This window comes from Ruegeria sp. AG7 (assembly GCF_056541545.1).
On sequence record NZ_JBQFYP010000015.1, the window covers coordinates 80,393 to 86,411 of the forward strand.

Consider the following 6,019-nt stretch of genomic DNA (forward strand, 5'->3'; position numbering starts at 1 on the left):
CAGACCTTTCGATCAGCCATTGGCCATGATGGAATCCAGCGTGTCGTGTTCCGCTACAAAATGGTCTGGTGCGACTTCTTGCAGCTTAGGAACATAGTCGCTGTGACCGTTGACCAGTCGGCTGGGCAAAAACCGCAACGCGGCTTTGGGATCCAGCGGCGATGGCAGCTCACCCGGCAGTTTTAGGCGCTGCCGCGTCCGCTCTACATCCGGGTCCGGTATCGGCACGGCCGAGATCAGTGATTGAGTATAAGGATGGATCGGCTCCGAGCAGATCACCTCTCCATCACCCATTTCCACAATCCGACCAAGATACAGAACCATGATCCGGTTCGATACCGCACGCACAACCGACAAGTCATGGCTGATAAAGATCATCGACAGGCCAAATTCCTGCTGAAGTTCCTTTAGCAGCTCGACAATCTGTGCCTGAATGGAAACGTCCAGCGCTGAAACCGCTTCGTCACAGATAATCAGCCTGGGCTTGTTGATCATCGCCCGTGCAATGCCGACGCGCTGGTTCTGCCCTCCGGACAGCTCGTGCGGGTAACGGTTGATCATGTTGGCCTGTAGACCAACCCGCTCCATCATCTCGGCGACCATCTGTTTGCGTTCCCGGTCCGTCAGATCGGGGCGGTAGGTTTTCAGCGGCTCAGCAATCGACGCTGAAATGGTCATGCGTGGATCAAGACTGGCCAACGGGTCTTGGAACACGATCTGCAGGTCCTTGCGGTATTTGTTCAGCTCGGATCGCTTCAAGCCGACGATCGGATGGCCCAACCAGCTGACGCCGCCCGCGCTGGGTTCGATCAGTTGCAAGACCGCGCGCGCCAGTGTCGATTTTCCGCAACCGGATTCGCCCACGACACCCAGAGTTTCGCCCTTGCGAATATCAAAGCTGACACCGTCGACAGCTTTCAGCGGAACCTTGCGCCCGAACAACCCGCCAGAGACATGAATAGGGAAATGAACCTTGACATCATCGACCTTGAGAAGGGGTTCTTCGGCCTTTTCCAAAGCGCGCGGTGCGTCGCCGGAATCAATCCGGGGCATCGCCTCCAGCAGGGCCCGCGTGTATTCATGTTGCGGATTTCGGAACAGCGCGCGTGTTTCACCGGCTTCGACGAATTCACCCATCCGCATGACCTGAACCCGGTCGCACATGCGCGCAACGACGCCCATGTCATGCGTGATCAGTGCAATTGCGGTGCCCTCATCTTTTTGCAGGTGAACCATCAGGTCAAGGATGTCTGCCTGAACAGTAACATCCAGCGCTGTCGTCGGCTCGTCCGCAATAAGCAGTTTGGGGCTGCACAGCATCGACATCGCAATCATCACACGCTGCCGCATTCCGCCGGATAATTCGTGCGGGAACTGGTCCAGACGACGGCCCGCTTCGGGAATTCGCACCCTGTCCAACCACTCCAGACAGCGCGCGCGCGCCGCGGACCCCTTCAGGCCCTCGTGGACCTGCAGCACTTCGCGCATCTGCTGCCCAATCTTCAGATGTGGTGTCAAAGCGGTCAGAGGATCCTGAAAGATCATGCCAACATCATCGCCGCGGATCTGGTTCAGCTTGTTCACTGGCAGGTTCAATATCTCCTGACCGTTCAGCTTGGCTGACCCGCTGGCGTGTCCGGCAGAGGGCAACAAACCCATAGCGGCCATGAAAGTCTGGCTTTTGCCGGATCCACTTTCACCAACGATACCAAGGCATTCGCCCGGATTGATATCAAAACTGATATCCTTGACCGCCTCGACGACACCATCAGGGGTGTCAAACCGGACGCTCAGGTTCTTTACGGAAAACAGACTCATATCAGCGGTCCTTCGGATCCAAAGCGTCACGCAGACCATCGCCGATGAAGAACATCGTGATGATAATGGCGACATAGAATGTCAGCGGGAACATCAATTGCCACAGCGTTCCATAGCCCATGGTTCCCGCCCCTTCTGCGATCAGTCTTCCCAGCGACGTGTAAGGTTCGGAAATTCCCAGACCCAGGAATGAGATGAAGCTTTCGGTCAGGATCATTTCGGGCACCAGAAGCGAGGCATAGACGATCACGACACCCAGCAGATTAGGCAATATATGGCGATACATGATCGTGAATTCACTGACGCCCGCGGCGCGAGCAGCCTCGATGAATTCGCGGTTCTTCAGGGCAAGCGTCTGCCCGCGAACGATACGTGACATGGTCAGCCATCCAACCGCGCCCAGTGCGATGAAAAGCGTGAAGAAGGATCGCCCGGCAACAACCAGCAGAAGGATGATGATCAGAGTTGTCGGGATAGCCAGAAGGATGTCGACAAAACGCATCATGGCGCCATCCGTCCGACCCCCAAAGTAACCGGCAGTAATGCCATAACACGTACCAACGATCAGAGCGGTCGCCGCCCCGATCAACCCCACAAGCAGGGACGTCGTGGTAGCCTGAATGACGCGGCTGTACAGATCGCGCCCCAGATCATCGACACCGAAATAGTGACCCGTTTCCATCGACGGCATTCCCATGCCCCGGACATCGCCCATGACATTCCAGTCGATCTCTTCATTGCTCCAGACCGCAAAATACGGGCCAAGGATTGTGAACAACACGATAAGCAGCAAAATGAACACACTGGCCATTGCTGCTTTGTTTCGTACAAAGCGCATGCGCGCGTCCTGCCAGAGCGAACGCCCCTGAACGGCTGTATAATCGGTGATTTCTTCGGCCAGATGCGCAGCTTTTTGTGATTTTCCTAGCATATCCAACCCCTCAGTAGCGGATCTTCGGATCGAACCAGGCATAGGCCAGATCGGTCAGCAGGTTTACCAGAACGGTCAGAACGCCATAGAGGATCGTAACCCCAAGCAGCACGGCATAGTCGCGTGACAAGGCCGAGCCGACATAAGCCTGCCCCAGGCCACCGGTCGAGAAGTAGATGTCAACAAAGACGGATCCGGTCAGCACATACACAAACACCGGCCCCAGATAAGATACGACCGGCAGCAAGGTCGGCTTCATCGCATGGCGCCAGATCACGGTTCTTGTCGGCAGGCCCTTGGCACGGGCGGTTCTGATAAAGTTCGAATTCAGAACCTCCAGCATTGAAGACCGGGTGATCCGTGCAATCGATCCCATGTAAGATGTCGCAAGGGCGATAACCGGCATGATCAGATAGGGCCATTGACCACCATTCCACCCACCGCCGGGCAACCATCCCAGCCACAGGGTGAAGGTCAGGATCAGGATCGGACCCATGATGAAGTTGGGCAGCGCCTGCGCTGCAATCCCCAGCCCAACCGCAAAGTAGTCGATCCAGCTGTTGTGCCGGATCGCGGCGGCAATCCCCAGCCCGATGCCAACCACAGTAGCGACCAGAAAGGACAGCGACCCATAGGTCAGCGAGATCGGAAAGCCCTGCGCGATGATGTCGTTCACATCGCGGTCCTTGAACTTGAAGGACGGTCCAAAATCGAAATGCACAACGATATTGTACAGATAGTCCCAGAGTTGCTTCCACAACGGCTGGTCCAGACCATACCGCGCCTCGATATTGGCCAGAACCTGCGGCGGCAATGTCCGTTCCGAGGTAAAGGGCCCACCGGGCGCATAGTGCATCAAAAAGAAACAGGCGACGATCAGCAGCAGGATCGTCGGTATGGCGGTCAGCACCCGCCGAATGACATAGGCAAGCATTCAATGCCCCCAATAGATGGCGCTGCCCCGAAGAAAACTTCGGGGCAGGTCATGGTCAGAAGATGATTACTCGGCGATTTTGTAGAGGTTCTTGGAATACCAGTTTTGCTCTACGTTTTTGACCGGCCAGTTTCCGACATCGCTGTCCATCATGTAGACACCAGCATAGTGATAGATCGGGATAACGGGGGTTTCCTGAGCGATAATACGCTCGACCTCGGTGTACAGCGGTGCCGGATCGTCCGAAGTTTTGGCTTCGGCCAACAACTCGTCCACACGGGCATTGTTATACTTGCCGTCGTTGTAACCCGAATCCGACTGCAACAGGTCAAGGAAGGTTGAGGCTTCGTTATAGTCGCCACACCACGCGCCGCGGGCCAGATCAAAGTTCTGGTTGCCCCGCTCTTCCAGGAAGACTTTCCATTCCATGTTGGCCAGTTCAACATTGGCGCCCAGTTTTTGCTTCCACATCTGACTCAGCGCGACAGCAACTTTCTTGTGGGCTTCCGAAGTGTTGTAGACCATCGAGAAGGTCAAAGGGTTATCCGCACCAAAGCCGGCCTCGGCCAACAGTTCCTTGGCCAGCTCATCGCGCTCGGCCTGGCTCATTGACGCCATTTCAACGACCGGAACCGTAAAGCCTGCGGTTGCTTCTGGCACAAATGTATACGCGGGCGGCTCGCCACCGGCCTTGATGTTCTTGGTGATGATGTCCCGGTCAACGGCTAGCGACAGAGCCTGACGAACTTTGGGGTTCTTGAATTCTTCAGGGCCGCTGTCAGACACGTTAAACGTGTAGTAATAGTTGCACAGGCGCGGGAAGCTGATGGCCTCGCCCGGATGCTCTTCTTGCAGACGCGGGAATTGACCGGCAGGAACTTCGGTCCGGTCCAGTTCACCGGCCAGATAGCGGGTCAGGGCTACGTTTTCATCATTGATGACCAGTGCCACAACCTTGTCGATGATGGTGTTGTCATTGTCCCAGTACATCTCGTTGCGCTCACGGACCGAACGTTCCTGCGGCAAGTGCTCGGTCAGAACATACGCGCCATTCGACACGATGTTTCCCGGTTTGGTCCATTCGTCACCAAATTCCGCGATCACCTTCTGAGGTGCCGGGAAGGTTGTCGAATGCGTCGTCATCTGCGGGAAATACGGCAGCGGCGCGCTCAACGTGACTTCCAGGGTTGTGTCATCGATGGCTTTGACGCCCAGATCATCAATCGGCTTTTCGCCTGCGATGATTGCCGAAGCGTTTTCGATCGACATCAGCTCCATGAACCACGCGTAAGGAGAGGACAGTGCCGGATCAACTGCGCGTTTCCATGCAAAAACGAAATCTCCGGCGGTTACCGGGTCGCCATTCGACCATTTCGCATTGTCGCGCAGTGTGAAGGTGTAAACCTTCTTGCTGTCATCGACGGTGTAACCTGTTGCAACGCCCGGAACCAGATTGCCATCCTCATCCTGGTTCATCAGCCCTTCAAACAGGTCACGTACAATTTCAGCACCGGAAACGTCTTCGACAACCTGCGGATCGACCGAGCTGTGCTCGTCCAGAATGCGGTAGGTAAAGGTCTGATCGTCCGCCAGCGCTTCGCCGGTTTCAGGATGCGTGCCAGCGGCAAACGCGGCACCTGTGATCATGGTCGACGACAAAAGCCCCGCCACTGAGTTCCGAATGTATCTGTTCATGATTTCTCTCCCATAAGTTCGTCGCTGCGCGGCCCCACTTGATCGGGGTCGCACGCAGCAGCCGGATTAGACCGACGCCCGCTGAGACTTCGTTCATTTCGATTTTGATTTTGCCAATTCGCAAGGAACACTGCGTCGCAGCTTTCTTGGTTTCTGTCGGTAAAGAAGTTGCGAAAGTTGTCTTTCGCTGCCGCAAACCGTGACATCTTTTGGCTCTGGGATAAAGCCTTGATGAAATTTCAAGCAACCATAAGCAGAAATATCCCCAACGACCTGTCGCTGGCAATTTTCTGAGGATCGGCCCGGTTTTCGTGACATTTTCGTGAAGCCACGCGGGTTCCGAACGATCCCTCGTGCCCGAATGGCAACCGCATCCCGGTCTCCGACAAACCAAAACGGCGCGAATCAGTGGCGACGTTTTAACAATCCTGCAATCCGTTACCCGTCACGCGTGGTTTAGAATATCACCGGTCAGAACGTTGAGCTTTGCAAGCCCCTCTCGCAAGTGGTCTTCCGGCAGGGCAGAGCTGAACGAGCGTGTTGCACAAATCGTTTCCGATGCGTAGCTGGTCCTTTGATTTGACTGCGGGATGCTGTGATGCCTTTCAAATTCAATGCGTCGCGGCGGGATAAGTTTGCGA

At 55.7% G+C, this 6,019-nt stretch carries 5 protein-coding genes; all 5 read right to left on the reverse strand.

Annotated elements, in window-relative coordinates:
* Positions 1–12: 12 nt before the first annotated feature.
* Positions 13–1,818 carry an ABC transporter ATP-binding protein gene (locus ACR0BF_RS17055; RefSeq protein WP_480520627.1) on the reverse strand — a complete coding sequence of 602 codons (1,806 nt, stop codon included), beginning with the start codon at positions 1,816–1,818 and terminating at the stop codon, positions 13–15.
* A gap of 1 nt (position 1,819) precedes the next feature.
* On the reverse strand, positions 1,820–2,749 hold the full coding sequence (locus tag ACR0BF_RS17060; RefSeq protein ID WP_480478073.1) for an ABC transporter permease subunit: 930 nt from the start codon (positions 2,747–2,749) through the stop codon (positions 1,820–1,822).
* Between the two features lie 10 nt (positions 2,750–2,759).
* A complete protein-coding gene (gene oppB / locus ACR0BF_RS17065) occupies positions 2,760–3,683 on the reverse strand; it encodes an oligopeptide ABC transporter permease OppB (RefSeq protein ID WP_209507493.1) in 924 nt (307 codons plus the stop codon).
* A 66-nt stretch (positions 3,684–3,749) separates the two neighbouring features.
* Positions 3,750–5,378 carry a peptide ABC transporter substrate-binding protein gene (locus tag ACR0BF_RS17070; RefSeq protein WP_480607040.1) on the reverse strand — a complete coding sequence of 543 codons (1,629 nt, stop codon included), beginning with the start codon at positions 5,376–5,378 and terminating at the stop codon, positions 3,750–3,752.
* Positions 5,379–5,823: 445 nt separating this feature from the next.
* The coding region (locus tag ACR0BF_RS17075; protein WP_480625380.1) for a hypothetical protein at positions 5,824–6,019 on the reverse strand (196 nt) is incomplete at its 5' end.